12 protein-coding genes and 1 pseudogene are annotated in these 23,189 nt (G+C 55.3%); 8 read left to right on the plus strand and 5 right to left on the minus strand.

Going from position 1 to position 23,189, the window contains the following annotated elements; genetic code table 11:
* Positions 1 to 7 precede the first annotated feature (7 nt).
* Positions 8 to 5,232: pseudogene (locus Q9J32_RS00285) on the plus strand (RecQ family ATP-dependent DNA helicase).
* A 91-nt stretch (positions 5,233 to 5,323) separates the two neighbouring features.
* Here Q9J32_RS00285 and Q9J32_RS00295 read toward each other — a convergent pair.
* Positions 5,324 to 5,536: a heavy-metal-associated domain-containing protein gene (locus tag Q9J32_RS00295; protein WP_301884454.1), complete on the minus strand. Its 213-nt coding sequence runs from the start codon at positions 5,534 to 5,536 to the stop codon at positions 5,324 to 5,326.
* A 146-nt stretch (positions 5,537 to 5,682) separates the two neighbouring features.
* On the opposite strand from Q9J32_RS00295, the gene Q9J32_RS00300 reads away from it, so the two are divergent.
* The 4 genes from Q9J32_RS00300 (at position 5,683) to Q9J32_RS00315 (ending at position 10,575) form a co-directional block, all read left to right on the plus strand.
* Positions 5,683 to 6,840 carry a sugar transporter gene (locus Q9J32_RS00300; RefSeq protein WP_301884456.1) on the plus strand — a complete coding sequence of 386 codons (1,158 nt, stop codon included), beginning with the start codon at positions 5,683 to 5,685 and terminating at the stop codon, positions 6,838 to 6,840.
* A 129-nt stretch (positions 6,841 to 6,969) separates the two neighbouring features.
* On the plus strand, positions 6,970 to 8,406 hold the full coding sequence (locus Q9J32_RS00305; protein WP_301884459.1) for an MBOAT family O-acyltransferase: 1,437 nt from the start codon (positions 6,970 to 6,972) through the stop codon (positions 8,404 to 8,406).
* Positions 8,407 to 8,416: 10 nt separating this feature from the next.
* Complete coding sequence (gene patB / locus Q9J32_RS00310) at positions 8,417 to 9,385, plus strand: peptidoglycan O-acetyltransferase PatB (protein WP_301884461.1); 969 nt, start codon at positions 8,417 to 8,419, stop codon at positions 9,383 to 9,385.
* Positions 9,382 to 10,575, plus strand: a complete 1,194-nt coding sequence (locus Q9J32_RS00315; protein ID WP_301884463.1) for an SGNH/GDSL hydrolase family protein — start codon at positions 9,382 to 9,384, stop codon at positions 10,573 to 10,575. The genes patB and Q9J32_RS00315 overlap by 4 nt, the downstream gene beginning before the upstream one ends.
* A 69-nt stretch (positions 10,576 to 10,644) precedes the next feature.
* On the opposite strand, the gene Q9J32_RS00320 is transcribed toward Q9J32_RS00315, so the two are convergent.
* Complete coding sequence (locus Q9J32_RS00320) at positions 10,645 to 10,773, minus strand: hypothetical protein (protein ID WP_257623275.1); 129 nt, start codon at positions 10,771 to 10,773, stop codon at positions 10,645 to 10,647.
* Positions 10,774 to 10,823: 50 nt separating this feature from the next.
* On the opposite strand from Q9J32_RS00320, the gene Q9J32_RS00325 reads away from it, so the two are divergent.
* Positions 10,824 to 12,377 carry a fatty acid--CoA ligase gene (locus Q9J32_RS00325; RefSeq protein ID WP_301670062.1) on the plus strand — a complete coding sequence of 518 codons (1,554 nt, stop codon included), beginning with the start codon at positions 10,824 to 10,826 and terminating at the stop codon, positions 12,375 to 12,377.
* A gap of 89 nt (positions 12,378 to 12,466) precedes the next feature.
* Here the strand turns inward: Q9J32_RS00325 and Q9J32_RS00330 are convergent, their stop codons facing one another.
* Complete coding sequence (locus Q9J32_RS00330; RefSeq protein ID WP_301884465.1) at positions 12,467 to 14,494, minus strand: BCCT family transporter; 2,028 nt, start codon at positions 14,492 to 14,494, stop codon at positions 12,467 to 12,469.
* A gap of 297 nt (positions 14,495 to 14,791) precedes the next feature.
* Here Q9J32_RS00330 and Q9J32_RS00335 point away from each other — a divergent pair, with 297 nt between their 5' ends.
* The gene (locus Q9J32_RS00335) at positions 14,792 to 16,789 is read left to right on the plus strand and encodes a site-specific recombinase (RefSeq protein WP_500797185.1); all 1,998 of its coding nucleotides are present in this window, start codon (positions 14,792 to 14,794) and stop codon (positions 16,787 to 16,789) included.
* Between the two features lie 121 nt (positions 16,790 to 16,910).
* Here Q9J32_RS00335 and mltB read toward each other — a convergent pair whose 3' ends face one another.
* Complete coding sequence (gene mltB, locus Q9J32_RS00340; protein WP_301884470.1) at positions 16,911 to 18,002, minus strand: lytic murein transglycosylase B; 1,092 nt, start codon at positions 18,000 to 18,002, stop codon at positions 16,911 to 16,913.
* Positions 18,003 to 18,161: 159 nt separating this feature from the next.
* Positions 18,162 to 19,589 (minus strand): acyl-CoA dehydrogenase family protein, encoded by a 1,428-nt coding sequence (locus Q9J32_RS00345; protein ID WP_301884473.1) that lies wholly within the window; start codon positions 19,587 to 19,589, stop codon positions 18,162 to 18,164.
* A gap of 184 nt (positions 19,590 to 19,773) precedes the next feature.
* Between Q9J32_RS00345 and mfd the strand changes: the two genes are divergently transcribed.
* Positions 19,774 to 23,184 (plus strand): transcription-repair coupling factor, encoded by a 3,411-nt coding sequence (gene mfd / locus Q9J32_RS00350; RefSeq protein WP_301884476.1) that lies wholly within the window; start codon positions 19,774 to 19,776, stop codon positions 23,182 to 23,184.
* Positions 23,185 to 23,189: the final 5 nt, after the last annotated feature.

A 23,189-nucleotide genomic window follows, 5' to 3' on the forward strand; every position in this document is an offset into this window, starting at 1 on the left:
GACCGCCATGGATTTTGCCGCACCTGCCGTTTTAATCATCGACTTGGAAATTAACCCCAAAACCGATACCGTTTTCAAAATCGGTGCATACCGACCCGACCTTGACCTCGGGTTTGAACGAAGCTTCCGCCATGAAGAAGGATTCAGGAAGGCATTGGCGGAAATGCAGCCCCTTGCGGAAGGTGCGGAATGGCTGATGGGGCACAACTTCCTCGAACACGACCTGCCGTATTTGAAAAAAGCCGCGCCCGACCGGGCATGGCTTTCATTGCCCGTTATCGATACGCTGAAGCTGTCGCCGCTCGCCTTTCCGCAAAACCCGTACCACCGCCTGATTAAAAACTACAAAATCATCTCTTCCGAACTCAACTCCCCATTGGCGGACTGCCGCGCCTGTTGGCAGCTTTTTCAAGACCAGTGTGCCGCATTCGGCAAAATCAAAACCGAAAGGCCCGATGAATTTACCCTGTGGGCGGCATTGTCCGATATGCGTCTGCCGTATCGTTCTTCAGACGGCATCTCCTTCGCCGAACGTAGCGAACACCCGGACACCAACCGATTGATACGCATTATTTGGATGATGATGCAGGACAACGAAGGGAAAGGGCGTTTGAAAGTCTGCCGCACGCGTTTTTTAGAGTTGATGAAAACCGACATCCGCAACCGCGACATCTATCCTTCGCTTGCCTATGCCCTGTCATGGCTGAATGTCTCCGGCGGCAACTCCGTGCTTGCCCCGTGGGTGCGTAGCCGTTTTCCCGAAACGGCGCGGCTGATTGCCGAATTGCGCGATCGCGACTGCGGCGACAGCAACTGTAACTACTGCACCGATATGCTCAATCCCGAAGCCCAGTTGCAGCGTTATTTCCAACTGTCCGAATTCCGCCATTTCAAAGGTTTCGAAGGCGGTCAGCGCGCCATTGTGCAGTCGGGGATGAAAGGTCTGCACACGCTGGCGGTCCTGCCCACAGGCGGCGGAAAATCCCTGTGTTATCAAGTTCCCGCACTCAACCGCTATTACCGTAACGGCGGGCTGACCGTCGTCATTTCGCCCCTACAGTCGCTGATGAAAGACCAGCTGGACGGAATGCTCAGAAAAAACATTACCTGCGCCGCCATGCTCAACGGCCTAGTCGAAGTGGTCGAACGTGCCGAAATTTTGGACAAAACCGCATTGGGCGACATCGGCATCCTGCTGGTTGCCCCCGAACAGTTCCGCAACGACAGTTTCATTTCCGCCATTTCCCAACGTCAAATCAACGGCTGGGTATTCGATGAGGCGCACTGCCTGTCCAAATGGGGGCACGATTTCCGACCCGATTACCTGTATGCGGTCAAATTCATCGCCGAACACGGCAGGAAAAACGGCGGCACCGCACCGGTAAGCTGCTTTACCGCCACCGCCAAACCCGACGTACTTGCCGACATTACCGATAATTTCCGCGAGCAGGCCGGCATAGAATTCAGGCAATTTATCGGCGACAACGCGCGCGACAACCTGTCTTACGAAGTTTTCGAAGCTTCAGACGGCATCAAAAAACAAAAAATCGACGAACTGCTCCACCGAGAACTCGACCATCAAAGGGGCGGCGCAGTCATTTTCGTCGGCAGGCGCAAAAGTGCGGAAGGCTATAACGAATACCTCCAAAAACAAGGCTGGGCGTGCGAATACTTCCACGCAGGCCTGGAAACCAATGCCAAAGCAGACATACAGAACCGCTTTATCGAGGGCGGGTTGCGCGTCATCGTCGCCACCAACGCCTTCGGTATGGGCGTGGACAAACCTGATGTACGGCTGGTCATTCATGCCGAAATCACCGGTTCGCTGGAAAACTACCTTCAAGAAGCCGGGCGCGCCGGACGGGACCGCGAAGAGGCAAAATGCATCCTGCTTTATGAAAAAAGCGATGTGGATACCCAATTCGGCATCAGCAAAATGTCGCAAATAGAATTGCGTGACCTCAAAACGGTATGGCGCAAAATCGGCATGCTCAACGCGGCTGCACACGGCAGGGACGGCTGCGGCGAAGTCGTCGCCACCGGCGGCGAGATTCTGAAAGACAGCGAAGAATATATGAGCTTTGACAGGGACGACCGCCAGTCGGACACCAAAATCAAAACCGCCATTTCCTGGCTGGAACGTGCCGAACTGCTCGACCGAAAAGAAAACCGCACCAGAATCTTCCCTTCACGCTCGGGCAAACTGACTCTGGAACAGGCTTCGGAGCTGATTCAAAAAGGCCGGTTTGCCCGACGGCTCAAAGAAATCTACCTGACCATTGCCGAAATCGTATTCAACGCACCGGATGACAAGCCGCTCAGTACCGACGACCTGATACAGGCGACCGCATGCAGCTTGGAAGAATTGCGCGGACACCTGCACAGCCTCGAAGAAATGGGCATATTGACCAACGATACGCGCATGACCGTCATCCTGCGTACCGACAATGTCAAACCGTCGTCGGGACTTTTGGAAAAAATAACCCGATGGGAAGAAAAACTCTGGCAGATATTGAAAACGGAAATTCCCGATGCCGACCAAGGAATATGGCAAAATCTCGCCGTCAATGCCGTCTGCTACGAAATGCACGATTCAGGACTGGAAAGCACGCCCGCCGAAATCAAGCAGCTCATCCTGTCCTTTGCAGACGACAAATCCGCACTCGAATCCAATAAAAACGGCAGCTTTGAAATCCGCGACTTAGGCAACGGCTGCCTGAAAATCCGCTTCAAAAACAATGACAGCTGGGAAAATATTCAGGAAACCGCCCTTTTGCGCCGCAACATCTGCGCCTGCATCCTGTCCTTCCTCGTCGACAAGACAGAGGGTGTCCGGCGGAAAGATGTCGTCGTGGAAACCGGAATCGGCGAAATGGTGCAGCGGCTTGCCGACGATATGCAATTGTCGGTACAGATTCCGGCAAACCGCCGCGAAACCCTGCTCAAACAGGCACTGCTGTTCATGCACAAACTGGGCATCATCAAACTGAACCACGGCATTACCATCCTGCGCCACGCGATGACCATCGTCCCCAACCGGAACGCGCTGGAATCCAAACGGCAATACCTCAAATCTGACTACCGCCCCTTGGAAACGTTTTACGGGGAAAAACGTTTCCAAATCCACGTCATGCGCGAATATGCGGAACGCGCGCTCAAAAACATCACCGAAGCCTTAAACCTGGTCGCCGACTATTTTAAAACGGATGAAAAATCATTTAAGGACAAATGGTTCTCAGGAAGGCTGAAAGAGTTGGAAGAACCCGTCTCTCCGGATACCCTCCATGCCGTAACGGACGGTCTGAACAGCGTGCAAAAAGCCGTCGTTACCGATCAGAGCGGCAGGAACCGCCTGGTACTTGCCGGTCCAGGTTCCGGCAAAACGCGCATCATCGTCCACCGCGTCGCCTATCTTCTGCGCGTCCAACACGTTCCGGCATCCTCCATCATCGTCCTGACCTTTACCCGGCTTGCCGCACTGGAAGTCAAACGCCGCCTGCACGGACTGGTCGGCAACCTTGCCCGGGCCGTTACCGTCCTGACTTACGACGGTATGGCGATGCGGCTTTTAGGCGTACGTTTCGACAGCAAAGGCTTCGACGGCAAAAGCAGAGAACAGGAGGAACAGAAAACCAAAGAACAGTTTGAAAAATGGTGCGAAGAAGCCACCGCCATGCTTTCAGACGGCATCAGCGGCGGCGACGGGGACGAAGCGCGCGAGCGCATCATGTCGGGATTCCGCTATATCCTCGTAGATGAGTACCAAGACATCAGCGAACGGCATTACAGGCTGGTTTCCGCACTGGCAGGCAGGAAACGCGACGATGAAGACAAGCTGACCATTCTTGCAGTCGGCGACGACGACCAAAATATCTTTGCCTACAACGGCAGCAGCAACGAATACATCCGCCGTTTTCAGGAAGAATACGGCGTGGATTCGCCCGATTTCCTGACTTTCAACTACCGCAGCACGCAAAACATCATCACCGCCGCCAACCGCGTGATAAGCGGAATGCCCGACCGCCTGAAAACCCTGCACCCTATCGCCGTCAATCCCGAAAGGCGGCAAGACCCCGACGGCGGCGACTGGGCGAAAACCGACCCCGAACGTCAAGGCCGCGTCCTCGTCATCCGCCTGCACCCCGAGTTCCACCGGAGAAAACGCTTCAACATCCAATCCCAAGCCGTCATTGCGGAAATACAGCGTTTGCGGAATTTGGCGGACATCTCTTGGAACAGCATCGCCGTCCTTCCCGCAACAACGACACACTCAACCCCATGCAGGCATGGTGCGAACAAAACGGCATTCCCTACTTCCTGAAAAACGAACAAAGCCTGTCTTTATGCAAAACACGCGAATTTGTCCGTCTGGTGCACGGCATCGAAACGGCGGGGGACGGTATGCTTTCTTCGGCGGATTTCTGTCGGCTAATAGAGAAAGAAATCGGGCGCAGCGGCAAGAAATGGGAAAACTGGTTCGCACAGCTTAAAACCGACTTCCTCAACGAATTCCCCATTGCCCGGCCGTCTGAAAACACTGACGCGCAACAACATCCTGCGGCATTTCTGAAAAACTGGCTGTACGAATATGTCGGCAACGAAAAAATCAGCCGTTCAGACGGCATATTCTTGGGAACGGCGCATTCATCCAAAGGTTTGGAATTCGACCACGTCTTTATCCTGGACGACGGCTGGGAAGAGCGCAGCGACGAAAACCGCCGCCTCTATTATGTCGCCATGACCCGTGCCAAAAAGACGCTGACACTGATCTGCCACACGCCGCACCACGCATGGATAAACACATTGCCCGAAGACGTAGAGCGCATAGACCGCACCTTTGCCGAACTGCCTGAATTGAATGTCGAATATAGGATGCTTTCCAACTATGGAGGAGCGTTGGATATCGGCTTTATCGCCCGAGAAAACGAAAATCCTTCATACGGGGAAATCGGCGAACGCATCGAAGCTGCCAAAATGTTGAAAACCGGCGACAGCCTAGACATCATTGAAGACGGCGGCGGCAATTACCTTTTCTGCGCCAACAATATACCGGTTGCCAAAACCGCCAAGAATTTTAAAGAAAAAATCCCCAAACATGCCCGTGCCGCCGTTGCCGCTGTCGGTGTCTCCTATTTGAAAGATGTCGGCAAAAAATATCTCGAACAATATCGGGAAGACATTCCGGTATGGGCGGTCGTCATCCCCGTACTGATGATTCCTCAGGAACCGTAAACCTTACCTAAAAAATGCCGTCTGAAGGCACGAAGCGGGCTTCAGACGGCATCGGGGAAACGCAAAGGCTTCAGACGGCATTTTTGCCGCTTTATTTCAACGCGGTATCATAGCCGCCATCTTCAACGGCTTCAATCAACGCCCCTGCATCGGTTTGCGCGGGGTCGTATGCAACGGTCGCACTTTTGTTTTCAAGGCTGACTTCGACGCTAGCCACGCCTTTGACGCCTTCCAATATCCGGGTAACGCTTTTGACGCAGCCGCCGCAGCTCATGCCGCCGATGTCGAGGATAAGGGTTTCCATGGTTTTTCCTTTCGTTGGTACTGCATTCTGACGGGCGTTATTGTAAGTCGGGGCGTGAACTTGGGCAAACGCGGAAACGGTGCGGCGGTTTGAAAAAATACGGACGCTTGCGCATAATGGCGGCAATTCCTATCAGGACAACAACAATGAACGCTTCACACAAACCCTGGTTGAGCATCATTGCCTTGGCAATCGGCGCATTTATTTTCAACACGACCGAATACATCCCCATCGCGCTTTTGAGCGACATCGGACGAAGCTTCGGCATGGCGGCGACCGAAACAGGCATAATGATTACGGTTTATGCGTGGATTGTCGCGCTGACTTCGCTGCCGCTGATGCTGCTGACGCGCCATATGGAAAGGCGCGGCCTGCTGCTGGTTCTGTTTGCGCTGTTTACCGTCAGCCACATCCTGTCATTTGCCGCATGGCGTTTTGAAATCCTGCTCGCAAGCCGCGTGGGGATTGCGCTGACGCACGCGGTGTTCTGGTCCATTACGGCTTCGCTGGCGGTACGCATCGCCCCTGTCGGAAAGGGAAATCAGGCATTGGGGCTGCTCAGTACGGGGACGGTAATGGCGATGGTGGCGGGGATTCCGCTCGGGCGTATGGTCGGACAATATTTGGGCTGGCAGGCGAGTTTTTTGCTGATTGGTTTGTGTGCGGCGGCGGTGATGGCCGTGCTTGCCAAAAGCCTGCCGCGCCTGCCGAGCGTGAATGCCGGTTCTTTAAGCAGCCTGCCCCTGCTTTTAAAACGGAAAAAACTGATGCTGCTGTATGCGGTAACGGTGCTGGTCATTACGGCGCACTTTACCGCATACAGCTACATCGAGCCTTTCGTCATCCAAATCGGCGGCTTCTCCACGCGGCAGGTTACGGTGGTTTTGGGGCTGTACGGTCTGGCGGGTTTTGCCGCGTCTTACCTGTTCGGCAAATGGTTTGCCAAACATCCGCGCGCATTTTTGGCGGGCGCGGTATCGCTTATCGCCCTGTCTTCGGGGCTTTTGCTGCCTTTGGCGCATTTTCCTGCCGCCATTTACGCGCTGGTGTTCGTATGGGGGACGGCGATTGTGGTCGTCAGCTTGGGGATGGTTTCCAAAGTTTTGGATTTCGCCTCCGATGCCGCAGACCTTGCCAACTCGATTTATTCGGGACTTTACAACGTCGGCATCGGCGGCGGCGCGCTGCTGGGGCATTGGGTAACGCAATATGCCGGCATTTCCCGTATCGGCATCGCCGGTATGTTTGCGGCGGCGGCAGGTTTGTGGGTCTGCCTGAATTTGAACCGCCATATCCGAACCTGACCGCGCGATGCCGTCTGAAGCCCCTCCCGCCCTTCAGACGGCATTTTGATTGAAGAAATATCCGCCCCTGCTTAAAATAACGGGCTTTGCCGTGTTTTAACGCCTATTTTTTTGTTCCAAGGATGGTTTATGCCGCTGCTGTCTGTCGAATTCGCACTGTTCTTTCTCGCCTTCCTGCCGATTTACTGGGGCTGGGCGAAATACCCGTCCGTCCAAAACCTGCTGCTTCTGGCTGCCGGTATGGGCTGGCTCTACCATATCAGCCCCGTATTTGCGGCAATCGTCGCCCTCTATTCCTCCTGCGTGTACCTTTTGGGCGAACTGCTCCGTTCCGAATGCGAAAATACGCGCCGTTTCTGGCTGGGGTGCGGCGTTGCCGTCTCGCTGACCGTCTTGGGATTTTTCAAATATTTCGATTTTTTCCGGCCGCTGATTGCCCAATATGCTGGAAAAGGCGGCGCAATCGACATCCTGATGCCGCTGGGGCTTTCGTATTACACCTTCCAGTCGATTGCCTATCTGGTTTACTGCTTCCGTGCGCCGCACGCCGCGCGTTTCGGGTGGCACGAGCTGCTGCTGCACCTGAGTTTCTTTCCCACCGTTACCTCCGGCCCGATTATCCGCGCCGCCGTATTCAAAAGCGCGGACGGCGAACAGGCGGGCGCACTGGCGCAAATCCGCACCCGCCATCCGCGTTCGCCCGTCCGCCCCGCACTCGCCGTTTCCCTGATTTTGCTGGGTATTGCCAAAAAATGGTGGCTGGCGGGGATGCTGGCGGAAAACTGGGTGTCGCCCGTATTTGAAAATCCCGCCCAATTCGACGGCTGGGGCGTATTGGGCGGCGTGTACGGCTATACCTTCCAACTCTTCCTGGACTTTTCCGGATATTCCGATTTGGTTATCGGCATGGCGATGCTGCTGGGCTTCCGACTGCCCAAAAACTTCTCCGCACCGCTTCGTGCTTTAAACATCCGCGCATTTTGGGACAAATGGCACATCAGCCTTTCCACCTGGATACGCGACTACATCTACATCCCCTTGGGCGGCAGCAAAAAAGGCTTTTTACGGACACAGCTCAACCTGATGGCGGCAATGGTGCTCTCAGGCATCTGGCACGGCTACGGCTGGAACTTCCTCATTTGGGGCGCGCTGCACGGCACGGCACTGGTGCTGCTCAACACGGGCGACCGCTATTTCGGACGCGACGCGCTATGCCGTCTGAAATACTTCGCGCCGCTCTCATGGCTCATTACCTTCCATTTCGTCTGCCTTAGCTTTGTCGTCTTCAATACCGCAAATCCCGACGATGCAGGCGCAGTTTTCAGTGCCCTCTTTGCCAATGCCAACGGCTGGAATGCGCCGCAACAGGCAAACATGCTGTTGCTTGCCTCGTTTGCATCCGTGATGCTGCTCTACCCTTACCTGCAACGCGCTTTCGACGGCGCGGTCAAAGGTTTGGAAAAAATCCCGATGTGGCTGTGGTTTATCCCCGTTTCCGCCGTCCTGCTGCTGATTATCGTCCTCGCCCCCTCGGGGATACCCGGCTTTATTTATGCCAATTTTTAAGGGTTTGGACATGAAAAACTTTCTTTCCCTTTTCGCCTCCATACTGATGTCTGCCCTGATTGCCGTGTGGTTCAGCCAAAACCCCATCAACGCCTACTGGCAGCAGACCTACCACCGCAACAGCCCGCTCGAACCGCTTGCCGCCTACGGATGGTGGCGGAGCGGTGCGGCGTTGCAAGAAAACGCCTACGCCCTTTCAGACGGCATCAAAGCCTTCCTGTCCGGCGAAACGCCGCCGACGGCTCAAGACGGCGGTTCGGCAGATATGCCGTCTGAAGCCGCCGCATCCGAAGCCGTCCCTCAAACCGGTGAAACAGAATGGAAACAAGACACCGAAGCCGCCGCCGTCCGCAGCGGCGACAAAGTCTTTTTCGCCGGCGACTCGCTGATGCAGGGCGTTGCCCCCTTCGTGCAAAAAAGCCTGAAACAGCAATACGGCATCGAATCCGTCAACCTCAGCAAACAAAGCACGGGGCTGTCCTACCCCTCATTCTTCGACTGGCCGAAAACGATTGAAGAAACCCTGCAAAAACATCCCGAAATCAGCGTACTCGCCGTCTTCCTCGGACCGAACGACCCGTGGGATTTCCCCGTCGGCAAACGCTATCTCAAATTCGCTTCCGACGAATGGGCGCAAGAATACCTGAAACGTGTCGACCGCATCCTTGAAGCCGCACACACGCACCGCGTCCAAGTCGTCTGGCTCGGCATCCCCTACATGAAAAAAGCCAAGCTCGACGGACAGATGCGCTACCTAGACAAACTGCTTTCGGAACATTTGAAAGGCAAAATCATCCTGATTCCCACCACGCACACCCTGAGCGGCGGGAAAGACCGCTACACCGACTCCGTCAACGTCAACGGCAAACCCGTCCGCTACCGCAGCAAGGACGGCATACACTTTACCGCCGAAGGACAAAAACTGCTGGCGGAAAAAATAATGGAAAAACTCACTTTTACACCAGGCAGACAACCATGAACCTCAGACACTTCATCACATTTTCCGCCCTGTTCGCCGCAACCGAGGCAAACGCCCTGCCCGTCGCCTCCGTCAGCCTCGACACTGTTACCGTTTCCCCGTCCGCCCCCTACACCGATACAAACGGGCTCTTGACCGACTACGGCAACGCCGCCGCCTCGCCTTGGATGAAAAAACTCCAATCCGTCGCACAAGGCAGTGGCGAGACTTTCCGCATCCTGCAAATCGGCGACTCGCATACCGCCGGCGACTTCTTTACCGACAGCCTGCGCAAACGCCTGCAAAAAACTTGGGGCGACGGCGGCATAGGCTGGGTTTACCCCGCCAACGTCAAAGGACAGCGTATGGCGGCCGTCCGCTATAACGGCAACTGGCAAAGCCTCACCAGCAGGAACAACACCGGAGACTTCCCGCTCGGCGGCATCCTCGCCCACACCGGCAGCGGCGGCAGCATGACCCTGACCTCATCTGACGGCAAGACCGGCAAGCAGCGCGTTTCCCTGTTTGCCAAACCCCTGCTTGCCGAACAAACCCTGACCGTCAACGGCAACACCGTCTCCGCCAACGGCGGCGGCTGGCAGGTACTGGATACGGGCGCGGCACTGCCCCTGACCATACACACCGAAATGCCGTGGGACATCGGCTTCATCAACATCGAAAATCCCGCCGGCGGCATTACCGTTTCCGCGATGGGCATCAACGGCGCACAATTAACCCAGTGGTCGAAATGGCGTGCCGACCGTATGAACGACCTTGCCCAAACCGGCGCCGATTTGGTTATCCTTTCCTACGGCACCAACGAAGCCTTCAACAACAACATCGACATTACCGACACCGAACAAAAATGGCTGGATACCGTCCGCCAAATCCGCGACAGCCTGCCTGCCGCCGGCATCCTCATCATCGGCGCGCCCGAATCTCTGAAAAACACGCTCGGCGTATGCGGCACACGCCCCGTCCGCCTGATCGAAGTCCAACAGATGCAGCGGCGCATCGCCCGTCAGGGGCAGACGATGTTCTGGTCTTGGCAAAACGCGATGGGCGGCGTTTGCAGCATGAAAAACTGGCTCAACCACGGATGGGCCGCCAAAGACGGCGTACACTTTTCCGCCAAAGGCTACCGGCGCGCGGCGGAAATGCTCGCCGACAGCCTCGAAGAACTCGTCCGCTCCGCCGCAATCAGGCAATAATCGGACAGGGTTCGGACGGTATTTCCACAACAGGGGGATGCCGTCTGAAACGCATACCTTCATATTGCTTCAGACGGCATTCAGGTCAGACATAGGAAGGACGGGGGCGAACCTCCGGCATACGGCGCAAAGGCGGCGTTTGATATGCCGTCTGAAGGCAAAGATGATAAACTGCCGCCTTCCGTTTTCAGACGGCATATTGTTTTCAAATGAGGGCGTTCTCCGTCCGCAACCATAAAGGAAGTTTCATGAACCGGACTTATGCCAATTTCTACGAAATGCTGACCGCCGCCTGCCGCAAAAACGGCAACGGCACGGCAGTGTTCGACGGCAAGGAAAAAACCGCCTACCGCGCGCTCAAGCAGGAAGCCGAAGCCGTCGCGGCGTATCTGCAAAATATCGGCGTGAAGTTCGGCGACACAGTCGCGCTGGCGGTTTCCAATTCCACAGAATTTATTACCGCCTATTTCGCCGTCTCCGCCATCGGCGCGGTCGCCGTACCGATGAACACATTTTTGAAAAACAGCGAATACGCGTATATCCTGAACGACTGCAAGGCGCGCTTCCTGTTCGCCTCGGCCGGCCTGTCCAAAGAATTAGCGGGCTTGAAGGCGCAAACGCCCGTCGAAAAAATCATTTGGACGGGACAAAGCCGGCCGGCCGGCGAAACGGCGGAAGGCGATGCCTTTTTTGAAGACGTGCGCCGCTTCCCCGAAAAACCCGACTTGGGCCGCCAACCCCGGATAAATGATTTGGCACATATCATCTATACCTCCGGCACGACGGGGCATCCCAAAGGCGCGCTAATCAGCTACGCCAACCTGTTCGCCAACCTGAACGGCATCGAACGCATCTTTAAAATCTCCAAGCGCGACCGCTTTATCGTTTTCCTGCCGATGTTCCACAGCTTCACGCTGACGGCTATGGTGCTGCTGCCGATTTATATGGCGTGTTCGATTATTTTGGTCAAATCCGTTTTCCCGTTTTCCAACGTTTTGAAACAGGCACTGCTCAAACGCGCGACCGTGTTTTTGGGCGTACCCGCGATTTACACCGCGATGAGCAAGGCGAAAATCCCTTGGTATTTCAGATGGTTCAACCGCATCCGCCTGTTTATCAGCGGCGGCGCGCCTTTGGCGGAACAAACCATCCTCGATTTCAAAGCCAAGTTCCCCCGCGCCAAATTGCTGGAAGGATACGGACTGAGCGAAGCCTCGCCCGTCGTCGCCGTCAATACGCCCGAGAGGCAAAAAGCCCGCAGCGTCGGCATCCCCCTTCCCGGTTTGGAAGTCAAAGCCGTCGATGAAGAACTGGTCGAAGTGCCGCGCGGCGAAGTGGGCGAACTGATTGTCAGGGGCGGTTCGGTGATGCGGGGCTACCTCAATATGCCTGCCGCCACCGATGAAACCATCGTCAACGGCTGGTTGAAAACGGGCGATTTCGTTACCATAGACGAGGACGGCTTCATCTTTATCGTCGACCGCAAAAAAGATTTGATTATTTCCAAAGGTCAAAATGTCTATCCGCGCGAGATCGAAGAAGAAATCTACAAACTCGATGCCGTCGAAGCCGCCGCCGTCATCGGCGTGAAAGACCGTTATGCCGACGAGGAAATCGTCGCCTTCGTCCAATTGAAGGAAGGTATGAATCTGGGCGAGGACGAAATCCGCCGCCACCTGCGTACCGTGCTGGCAAATTTCAAAATCCCCAAACAGATCCACTTTAAAGACGCGCTGCCGCGCAACGCTACGGGCAAAGTATTGAAACGGGTGCTGAAGGAGCAGTTTGAAGGAAACAAATGAACGCCGTGCCGTCTGAAGCCACGTCCGGCAAAAAAATGCGGTGAATCTGATTCACCGCATTTTTTTGGCAAACGCCGGAGAAAAGGCATTTACTCTGCCAATTCCACCTGCTCGTGCGCCATCAGTTCCTGACCGACATCATCCAACAACATCAAATAACGTTCGTAATTTTTCAAAATGTCGGCAATCAGCTCGTCCTTGTTCATATACTGCACATCGTACCCGACGCGCCCGTCGAAAAAATAAGCGTAGGGTTTGTAAGTTGTCTGGTGCCGGATATGCGGCAGCTTGCCGTCGTTAATCAACTGGTCGGATACATCCTGCCCGACAGACTTAATCCCGTACATAAAATCGCGCATCGTCTCTTTCCGAATAACGAACTCGATTGCAGGCTCGTCCTGATGAAACATCTTATCGACCCGGACGCTCAAACCGTATTCTTCCGAAAGCTCCCGTTGCAACTCGTGCATAGCGGGCGATGCGGTATGTTTGAGGAATTTTAAAATATCCTGCTCCTGTGTCTGGCTCATTATCCGCACCAGCCGTTCTTTCCACTTGCCGCCCGTCCAAAATACACTGGTAGGGTTAACCCGGGTCTCAAAATATTTCTTATCCGCACTCAAGCCTTTCCACAGGCTGAAACACATTATCAGCATCAGCAGGGCAAACGGCAGGGAAACAATCAGGGTCATAGATTGCAGGTTGCCTAACCCGCCCGAGCGCATCAGCAAAACGGCAACGGCAGACATCAGCACGCCCCACATAACCGCCTGCCACCGTGGCGCGCTCAAGCCTTTGTCCCGATAGGTAATATTGTTCAGGACATAAATCCCGGAATCGGCAGAAGTTACAAAAAACAGGGAAATGACCAGCAGGCTGACGATGCTCGTCAATTCGGGCAGGGGGAGGTAATTAAAGAATTTAAAAAGCAGCGTTTCCGGAGAGGAGGTCATCTTTTCGAGCATTCCCCCCGCAACCCCGTCATTCAGCCAAATCGCCGTATTGCCGAAGACGGTAAACCACAAAACGCCGAACAGGCCGGGGATGAGCAAAACCCCGAAGACAAACTCGCGGATGGTGCGCCCCTTTGAAATACGCGCGATAAACAAACCCACAAACGGCGCCCAAGAACACCACCACGCCCAATAAAGCACCGTCCAAGATTCAAACCACGGCTTGTGTTCCCGTTCGTACGCATAAGTTTTAAAACTGAGGCGCACCAGATTTTCGAGGTAGTTCCCTATGTTGTCGCCGAATGCCGACAACAGATAAACAGTGGGGCCCGCCGCCAAAACAAAAAACAGCAGCAAAAACGCAAGGCCCAGGTTCAACTCGCTCAACACCTTCACGCCTTTCCCCACCCCGGATATTGCCGAAACGACGGCGAGGGACATGACGGCGGCGATAATCAAAACCTGCACGCTGAAGCTGTTTTCGGCAATCCAGCCCATTTCCTGCAATCCGGCGCCCAGTTGCGAAGCCCCGAACCCCAATGTGGTGATGATGCCGAAAAAAGTAGCAAGCAACGCCATAATATCAATGACATCGCCGAACCTTCCGGTAATTTTTTCTTTCAACAGGGGGTAAAAACAAGAACGCAGGGCGAGCGGCAGCTTGTAGCGGAAACCGAAATAAGCCAAAGCCAATGCAATCGTACCGTACACCGACCAGGCGTGAACGCCCCAATGGAACACCGTGTGCAGCAATGCCTGCTGCTGCCTGTATTCCGGCGTACCGGCCGTAATGTCCGAAAAATAATGCATCAACGGCTCTGCCACGCCGAAAAACATCAGGCCCACGCCCATCCCGGCCGCAAACAGCATCGCCAGCCACGACAGGAAGCCGAATTCCGGCACATCTTCATCCCGTCCGAGCCTGATGTTTCCCAAACTGCTGACCGAGAGTATCAGCAGGAAACCCAGAAAAATGGAAAACGTTAAAACATAAAACCAGCTGAACTCGGTAAAAATGACTTCTTTTGCCCGGTCGAGCCACATCTGCACCTGATCCGGCACGGTTAAAACCAATACCACCAAAACACACACGAAAAACAAAGTCGTCAAAATAACCATCGGATTAAATGACGTTCGGCTTTCTATAAATTCAGACAGGGACAAACCTTCTCACTCCTTTGTTAAAAACAGACAAACCCGGTCATCGGGCAAAGCGGTCAAAACCTGCCGGCAAAATACCGGCTTCCGGATGACGAAATGCACAAACCGGCCGAAATTGTTATAATCGAAAAAATTAAAAATCAATACAGATTATTCTATCAGATTGATTTATCGATATTTATTATATCATTAATATAGTTTGATTTCAAACCGGCGGAAAATGCGCCGCCCGCCGCAGGCGCGCCCTCCCCGCCATCGGGGCGTTTAACGCCGGATTGCCGATGCGGTACAATGGCTGATATGAAGAAAATTACCCCTCAAAACCTGCGCCCCCTGCTTTCGGAAAGCCTCGGACATACCGATTTTGTCAACGTCCTCAACGCATTGATTAAATTTTTGCGCCGTGGCGGCAAAAAATGCGCGGGGGAGCGTTTCGACCTGATCATCGACACATTCAAACAAGACAGGGAATTGCTCTCCCGCTTCAGCCGGTGTTTTTACATCTGGCTCGCGCAAATACACATTTATCCGGCACTCATCAAACTCGGCATCTTCTCGCGCCACAGCTTTGCCCGGGAAATGGGCATACGCATCTACGAACGCTTCAGCCCGTCATATAAAGATTTTGCCAACTTGGGCGAAGTCTTCCTTTATCTTTTCCATTCCGAAAACGACGACAAATGGCTACAAACGCTCAATATCCGCCAATGGCTGGTTTTATACGAACTCATCCGGAGCCACGCCGAACCGTCCAAATTGCAGACGGCGGGCATCCGCCTTGCCGATGCCCGTTTGCGCGCCATCGAAATGCTGTCTGTCTGGACGGCATCCGAAGCCATCGAACCCGACCTCATCCGCATCTCCCCGCGCCTGCTGGAAGCCGATTCTTCCTTCGTCGCCCTCCAGCGCGAAACCGCCAAACTGGTCGAACACTACCGCAACGGCACCGCGCCTTACGACACCGCCCACCTCGAAGTGATGTTCGACCAATGTTTCAGCCAGATTGACTATTTGCGCCGCAAAGGGACGGGGGCCGGCTCCGGTTCGTCGGTCAAAGTCGCCCACCTGCTCGAACGGCTCCGGCAGACCGTAGGCCGTCTGAAGCTGCTCACCGACATCCAAACCGGTGCCGGCAACAGCAACCGCCTGACCATCGCGCTGATGAACTCCCTCATCTACGCGGCGGTCGAACAATACAGCACCCGCCACCTGCGCCGCAGCAGCATCCGTATGCTCGCCCGCAGCATTACCGAAAACAAAAGCCACCACGGCGAACACTACATCACCCGCAACCGCAAAGAATATTTCAAAATGTTCTACTCGGCGGCAGGCGGCGGCATCATCATCGCCCTGATGGCGTTGCTCAAAATCCGCATCGGCACACTCGGCCTCAGCCCCTTCCTCGCCTCCTTGTCGGCGGGGTTCAACTACGGCATCGGCTTTATGATCATCCATATGCTGCACTGCACCGTCGCCACCAAACAGCCCGCCATGACCGCCGCCAGCTTCGCCGAACAGGTCGATCTCAACGAAGGCGGCAAAGCGGTGGACAACAAGCTCGCCAAGCTCCTTATCGACGTATGCCGCTCCCAAAGCGTCGCCGTCTTCGGCAACGTTTCCATCGCCATCCTTTTGGCGTGTGCCATATCGTTCGGCTATGCCCATCTGCACCAACAGCCTATACTTGATGCCCACACCACCGCCTACCAGTTCAAATCCATAGACATCATCAATCATCCGACCCTATGGTATGCCGCTATTGCGGGCTTGTGGCTGTTCTGTTCCGGCATCATCGCAGGCTTCTTCGACAACCGCGCCGACTACCTCAACCTGCGCCAACGCCTGCCCTTCAATCCCTTGTTGCGCAAAATCATGCGCCCCAAACCCCGCCGCGTCCTCGCCGCCTATATCCACAAACACTACGGCTCGCTGGCAGGCAACTTCATCTTCGGGATGCTCTTGGGTATGACCGGCTATTTCGGACACCTACTCGGGCTGCCGCTGGACATCCGCCACGTCGCCTTTTCCTCCGCCAACCTCGGCTATGCCGCCGTCAGCGGCAACGTCGGTTTGGGCACGTTCGTACTCGGCATTTTCAGCGTCCTCGCCATCGGCCTGGTCAACCTATGCGTCAGCTTCAGTCTCGCCCTCTTCGTCGCCCTGCGCTCGCGCGGCACGAAAATCGGCAGCATCCGCAACCTGATCAAAAGTTTTTGGAATCAGATTAAAAGCAATCCCTGCATACTTTTCCTCCCGCCCGCCAAAGGACAGGGACACCCTCCTTCGGACAAGCCTTAACCGGCAATGCCGTCTGAAGCGGGCTTCGCCCCGAATACCACCCTGATGCGGAAATCCCCATAAAAGGATGCAAAAATGCCGTCCGAACCGAAACGTGGTTCAGACGGCATTTTAAAAAACACTACAATCCTGGGCCGCCAAGCGAATTGGCAATGTCCCTGACCGCCGTTACATACATCCGGCTGTGGTTGTACTGCCATACCGTATAAAAATTGTTCAAACCCAAATAATATTCAAACACGCCCGGTGCGGTTTCCAGTTTGAACAAAACCGCCTTTTCATCATCTGCGAGCGTTTCCCCAGGTATGATGCCGTACGCCTTCAAATCCGCCACCGTCCGCGTCAGGGCGGTTTTTTCGCCAATGATTTCCTGAACATCCGCACCCGGTGCCAACGTCGCCGGCACCAGCATTTTCCCGCCCGTGCGCCAACCGTGCTGCTTCATATAATTGGCAACCGATGCCGCGACATCGCCGACGTTGCCCCATATGTCCCGATGTCCGTCCCCGTCATAATCCACCGCCCATTTCCGGTAGCTCGAAGGCATAAATTGCGGCATCCCCATTGCGCCCGCATAGCTGCCTTTAAAGGCGAAAACATCGCTGCCTTCTTCTTTTGCCAGCTTTAAAAGCTCGACCAATTCGTTTTGGAAAAACCCTGCGCGACGGGGATAATCGAAGCCTAAAGTCGCCAATGCGTCCGCCACACGGAAACTGCCCGTATTTTTGCCGTAATTCGTTTCAATCCCGATAACCGCCACGATAAGCTCGGCAGGCACGCCGTATTTTTGCGCCACATCATCGACAACCGCGCGGTTTTCCGCATAAAACCGGCGCGCACCGTGAAATTTTGCCCTGCCCGAATTTCCCGTGCGGAACTCATACCACGGACGCGATGTGGAAGGACGGTGCATAATATTGATGATGCCCGCCTTGTAAGCCGCTTTATCAAAAAAATCCTGCCATTCCGCCCGAGAAAAATCCCCTTTCCCGACTTCATCGTCCACAAAACGGCGGACATTTGCATTGGCGGCAAACCCGCCCTCGGCGACCGGTACGGCTGCCGCGTCAAACGCGGGGCGGCTTTCTTTTTTCATTTCATCCGCGCGGGGGGCTTGGGCTTCATTTGCCTGGGGCGGGCGGGCCTCCATCACCGTACAGGCAGACAAAGCCGCCAAACAAATTGCCAACGGCAGTATTTTTCTCTTTTTCATCAATACATTCCGAACAAATAGGGTAAGTGGGAAAGTGGCACAAGAGCGCGGCGCGAAATGCGGCATCCGGCGCAATCGGCGGCTTTGCGGAATGCCGCGCGTTGCCTTTTGCACCGCCCGAAATCCGTGTGCCGCCGCCGGAAATGCCGTATTTGCCCGCTATCCGCAATATCGGCAGTCCAATATGTCTTTGCGGATGTCGTTCAGCAGGAAGGCTGCGGTATCTTCGTGTTCCGCCTGAACAAAGGTGAAAAGTCGGGCGATAATTTTGCCGATGAAGACTTTTTGCAGGGCGCAGGCATCGGTCAGGGTGTGTTCCTGCAAGAAGCTGCGGATGTCTTCGGGTAAGGTGTAATCACGGGCGACGGCGGCAAAGCGGGCATCGGTTTGCAGGCGGTCGAGCAGGGTTTGGTTTTTGTCCAACCTGATGCCAGCTTCTTTTTCTTCGGCGGTGGCGCGGACGAACTGGTCGTAAATTTCGGCATAAAGCATATCGTTCGGGCCTTCAAAAATCGTGAAGGGGCGGATGTCGATAGCGATATTGCCGGCGGGGTGTCCGCGTTCAAAACCCTTCGCACCCAAGAGTTTTTGCAACATTTGCGCGGCGGCGTAAGTGTATTCCGTGGCGAGGGTTTTGATGATGTTCGCCTCCATCAGCTGATGGGCGACAGGCGCGACGGGCGAAACGGAATGGCAGACGTAGCGGTAAAGAATCTCGGAAACCTGATGGCGGCGTTGGATTTCGCGGCGTTCGTAATCGACGAATTTGATGTCGTGGCGGACGTATTGGTTCAGGTTTTCAAGGATGTATTCCATAATGCCGTGCGTCATGCCGATCAGTTGCAGGCGGCTGCGGATAAAGATGTTTTGGAACGCGCGCAAACCGGCGGCGTCGCCCTGAGAGAGTTTCATCACGGCAGCGGCAGGCATTTGGGCATCGATGCGGTTGACGGCGTAACGGACGGCGCGCAGACCTTCGGATGCGAGGGTTTCGCAGCGGATGTATGTTTTGGGGACGAGCAGCAGGTCGATGACTTTGGCGAGTTTGCCGTTTTTGCGCTCTTTGGCGGCGACGAGGAGGAAGTCGCTCTGCGAGTTGCCCTGCCAGTATTTCGCGGCGTTGACGTAAATGGTTTTATCGTCGGTATATTCGTAGTAGGACTGCATTTCGCGGGCAATCGCCGCGCCGGAGGTTTCGGGTTCGGTAATGCCCAAACCGCCGCCCTCGCCTTTGAAAATCATCTCCAAACCCTGTGCGATTTGTGCTTCGCCGCCGAATTCTTGCAGAGGCTGCAACACCAGCGCGCCTTCGATGCCGGTACGCAGCGTAACGGGCACGCCGTAATGCCCCGCAATCCGCAATACTTCCTGAATTTCAAACTGGCTGCCCTTGCGCCCGCCGTGTTTTTTGTCGAGGAAGGGCAGCAGCAAACCCGCATGCTTCAAGGCAAGCCATTTGTCTTCGGGCAGGTATCGCATCAGGTCGATGCCGTCTGAAAAAATGCGGCGGAATGCGGATTCGATGTGCTTTAAAAAAGCAGCCGTGTCCATAGTTGACGGCTGCGCGCTCGGTTCGGTGTGTATCATCGGCTTCCTCTGTCGGTTCCCATTAATCGGCGGCCGGTCAAACCGCCTGCCACAGTTTAGAGTTGATTTTCTAAACTTTACCACAAAGTGCGCCGGGCAACAATCCGCCGGCCTTTCAGACGGCATCGCGCACCCTCCCGTGCTAAAATGACTGTTTGCATCACTGTCCGCCTATTGCCGCACTATGACCTACCCCATCCCCAAACCCCGTGAAAAATCCCGTTGGCCCAATCTTTCGCAAGGCTCGCTGCCCTTGGCTTTGGCGCGTTATCTGCCGCATAAGCGGCTCAAAGTCGTGCTGACCCAAGATGCGGAACAGGCGTTGCGCCTTCAGACGGCGTGGCGGTTTTTCCGTCCGCACGATACGGCGGTGTTCCTGCCGGACTGGGAAACGCTGCCTTACGAGCGTTTTTCGCCGCATCAGGATTTGGTGTCGGAGCGGCTGTCGGCGTTGTGGCAGATTAAAAGCGGCGCGGCGGATGTGTTGTTCGTGCCGGTTGCCACGGCGATGCAGAAGCTGCCGCCTGTGCCGTTTCTGGCAGGGCGCACGTTTTGGCTGAAAACAGGGCAGACTTTGGATATAGGCCGTCTGAAAAGCGATTTAGTGGATGCAGGTTATAACCATGTTTCCCACGTTGTCGCGGCGGGCGAGTTTGCCGTGCGTGGCGGCATTGTCGATTTGTTCCCGATGGGCAGCGAAATGCCGTACCGCATCGATTTGTTCGACGATGAAATCGACAGTATCAAAACTTTCGATACCGAGACGCAGCGCACCATCTCCCCCGTTTCCGAAATCCGCCTGCTGCCGGCGCACGAGTTCCCCACCGACAGCGAGGCGCAAAAGATTTTCCGCAGCCGTTTCCGCGAGGAAGTTGATGGCAATCCGAACGATGCCGCTGTGTATAAAGCCGTCAGCAACGGTCATTTCGGCGCAGGCGTGGAATATTATCTGCCGCTGTTTTTTGAAAACGAGCTGGAAACGCTATTTGACTATATCGGCGAAGATGCGCTGTTTGTCTCTTTGGGCGATGTTCACGCCGAGGCAAACCGCTTTTGGAGCGATGTCAAATCGCGTTACGCCATGGCGCAGGGCGACGAAACCTATCCGCCTTTGCTTCCACAGCATTTGTATCTCTCTGCCGACGTATTCGCAGGCCGTCTGAAAAACTACGGACAAGTTCTGCCCGATGTTTCCGGCAAGGAACACACCCTGCCCGACCTTGCCGTCAACCGCCAATCCGACGAGCCTTTGCAGGCATTGAAGGACTTTCAGACGGCGTTTGAAGGACGGATTTTGCTGTGCGCCGAAAGTTTGGGACGGCGCGAAACCATGCTCGGCTTCTTGCAGCAAAACGGCTTGAAAGCCAAACCCGTGTCCGACTGGCAGGGCTTTTTATCGGCACACGAGCCGCTGATGATTACTGTTGCGCCGTTGGCATACGGGTTTAAGTTAGAAGATCAAAACATCGCGGTTATTACCGAATCCGATCTTTATCAATATGTTGCCCGCTCGCGCAAACATCATCGCAAGAAACACGCCGCCGTTTCAGACGGCCTGTTGCGCGACCTTGCCGAAATCAGCATCGGCGATCCCGTCGTGCACGAAGAACACGGCATCGGTCGATATATGGGCTTGGTCACAATGGACTTGGGCGGCGAAACCAACGAAATGATGTTGCTCGAATACGCAGGCGAAGCGCAGCTTTATGTGCCCGTTTCGCAACTGCATTTAATCAGCCGCTACTCCGGTCAGGCGCATGAGAACGTCGCCCTGCACAAGCTCGGCAGCGGCGCGTGGAACAAGGCGAAGCGCAAAGCCGCCGAAAAAGCGCGCGATACCGCCGCCGAGTTGCTCAACCTCTACGCCCGACGCGCTGCCCAATCGGGACACAAGTTTGAAATCAACGAGTTGGACTATCAGGCGTTTGCCGACGGTTTCGGCTACGAGGAAACCGAAGACCAGGCCGCCGCCATCGCCGCCGTGATTAAAGATTTGACGCAGGCGAAGCCGATGGACCGCCTTGTGTGCGGCGATGTCGGTTTCGGCAAAACCGAAGTCGCCCTGCGCGCCGCGTTTGTGGCGGTAATGGGTGGCAAACAGGTCGCCGTACTCGCCCCGACCACGCTTCTGGTCGAGCAGCACGCGCAAAACTTTGCCGACCGCTTCGCCGATTTCCCCGTGAAAGTCGCCGGCCTTTCGCGTTTCAACAACAGCAAAGCCACCAAAGCCGCGCTCGAAGGCATGGCGGACGGCACGGTCGATATCGTTATCGGTACGCACAAATTGGTGCAGGACGACATCAAATTCAAAAACTTAGGGCTAGTCATCATTGACGAAGAACACCGTTTCGGCGTGCGTCAGAAAGAGCAGCTCAAACGCCTGCGCGCCAATGTCGATATCCTCACCATGACCGCCACGCCGATTCCGCGCACCCTCAGCATGGCACTCGAAGGCCTGCGCGACTTCTCACTGATTACCACTGCACCCAGCCGCCGTCTCGCCGTCAAAACCTTTGTCAAACCGTTCAGCGAAGGCAGCGTGCGCGAAGCCGTATTGCGCGAACTCAAACGCGGCGGGCAGGTTTTTTTCCTGCACAATGAAGTGGATACCATCGAAAATATGCGCGAGCGGCTGGAAACCCTGCTGCCCGAAGCCCGCATCTGCGTGGCGCACGGACAACTGCGCGAGCGCGAGCTGGAGCAAGTCATGCGCGACTTTTTGCAGCAAAGGTTTAACGTGTTGCTCTGTTCCACCATCATCGAAACCGGCATCGACATCCCCAACGCCAACACCATCATCATCAACCGCGCCGACAAATTCGGGCTGGCGCAACTGCACCAGCTTCGCGGGCGCGTCGGCCGCAGTCACCACCAAGCCTACGCCTACCTGCTCACGCCCGAATACATCACCAAAGACGCAGAAAAACGCCTCGACGCCATTGCGGCGGCAGACGAACTCGGCGCAGGTTTCACCCTCGCCATGCAGGATTTGGAAATCCGCGGCGCAGGCGAAATCCTCGGCGAAGGACAGTCCGGCGAAATGATACAGGTCGGCTTCACGCTCTACACCGAAATGCTCAAACAAGCCGTGCGCGACCTCAAAAAAGGCCGCCAGCCCGATCTCGACGCACCGCTGGGCATCACCACTGAAATCAAACTGCACAGCCCGGCATTATTGCCTGAAGACTACTGCCCCGACATTCATGAGCGTCTCGTCCTCTACAAACGCCTCGCCGTCTGCGAAACCGTGCAGCAAATCAACGCCATACACGAAGAACTGGTCGACCGCTTCGGCCTGCCCGAACAACCCGTCAAAACCCTCATCGAAAGCCACCACCTACGGCTTGCGGCAAAAGAACTGGGCATCGATGCCATCGATGCTACAGGCGAAGCCGTAACCGTTACCTTCGGCAAACACCACTGTATCGACCCGACGGAGATTATCCTGCTGATTCAGACGGATAAAAAATACCGGCTGGCAGGGGCAGACAAATTGAGGTTTGCAGCGGAAATGGAAAACATCGAAGTCAGGATCAATACCGTCAAAACCGTGCTAAAAACCCTGCAAAGCAAACGCCTGCCCAAGGGAAATTGATGTAA

The sequence above is a fragment of the Neisseria uirgultaei genome, from assembly GCF_962719845.1.
In the GTDB taxonomy this organism is placed as follows: Bacteria; Pseudomonadota; Gammaproteobacteria; order Burkholderiales; family Neisseriaceae; genus Neisseria; species Neisseria bergeri.